This is a genomic window from Bacillus gaemokensis, from assembly GCF_001590835.1.
GTDB lineage: Bacteria > Bacillota > Bacilli > Bacillales > Bacillaceae_G > Bacillus_A > Bacillus_A gaemokensis.
Window position 1 is genome coordinate 1 of sequence record NZ_LTAQ01000059.1, and the last position, 1,173, is coordinate 1,173.

The 1,173-nt window shown below is 29.3% G+C and carries 1 protein-coding gene; it reads right to left on the reverse strand.

Going from position 1 to position 1,173, the window contains the following annotated elements:
* Window positions 1–131 precede the first annotated feature (131 nt).
* Window positions 132–521, reverse strand: coding sequence for a YxeA family protein (locus AZF08_RS24825; protein WP_063177400.1), 390 nt, complete (start codon window positions 519–521; stop codon window positions 132–134).
* Window positions 522–1,173 lie beyond the last annotated feature (652 nt).

A 1,173-nucleotide genomic window follows, 5' to 3' on the forward strand; every position in this document is an offset into this window, starting at 1 on the left:
TTCAAAAGAAATTAAATAACCTGAGTCCATATAAATATAGAACTCAGGTTGCTTAGTGGCGCTTTTTAAATACTGTCTACTTGACAGGGGTCACTTCATATTGGGGACTCTTTCATAAAAAGAATTTTTCATTATTTTTTATCTAATTTTTCTTTTGCTTTTTTAGGTATATCTTCAGGTTTTACTTCTTCATAACTATTGATTCCATAATAAGATTCACCTTTATATTTTCCACCTATTTCAACACGGAGATATGCATTCACTCTTAATTTTTTCGCTCCAAAAAAATAAACCGTTTCTTCATCACCGTATGCATTATATGCTTTTAATTTATACCAATTGAGTGTATTTTTTGTACCATCTTCATTTTCGTCTGTTTTTTCTTCGCCATCTCCATCAATTTGAACATAATATTCTGTTGTCATCGAGCTCTTAATACCCAATGAATCTTCTTTATCAGCAATACCCCATACAATAATTCCAACGAAAATAATTGCTACGATTCCTAGTAGTTTTTTCATTTTTTCACCTTTACCATTCTTTCAGTTTTGATAATTCATATACTATCAAAGATGTTAAAAATATATTATCTATTAACATTACAAAAACCTTACACTATTTGTAATAGTTGATATTCTATTTGGATCCATTCATCTGCATAGGATCAATACCTAAACAATAATCCTAAATCATTTATTGTATAATTTCTATAGAACAAAGAAAAATAACCCTTTATGGATGCTCTTTAAATTAGAAAATACTTTTTAGCAGAATCTATAGCAAGTGCTTTATGGGGTACCGACCCACATCCATCAACTTAAGAATTTTATAATGCCTAAAACAAATAAATTGTACATTTTTACATGAAGTTGTCAATTTCCTCGTTTTTGGGGTATTTGCATTTCTTAGCTGGATGGCGATGGGGTCACTATACATGCCCATCAACTTAAGAAATTAATTGTTCCTCAAAACGAAAAAAAATGAATTGAAATCTCATAAATAACTGTAAAATAATCAAATTTTCGTTATAGGAACACTTCAAACTATTAGCTGGATGGCTATGGGGTAATATCCCACATCCATCAACTTAAGATTCATTTTTATATAAAAGTTAAGGTTTTCTAAGTGGTTTTTCATTCCCTTTTACAGATATTTTAAAAATACGCATACCAA

Excerpts from the sequence above, each read along its gene's own strand:
- AZF08_RS24825 (WP_063177400.1), bottom strand. The coding sequence starts at position 521 with ATGAAAAAACTACTAGGAATCGTAGCAATTATTTTCGTTGGAATTATT.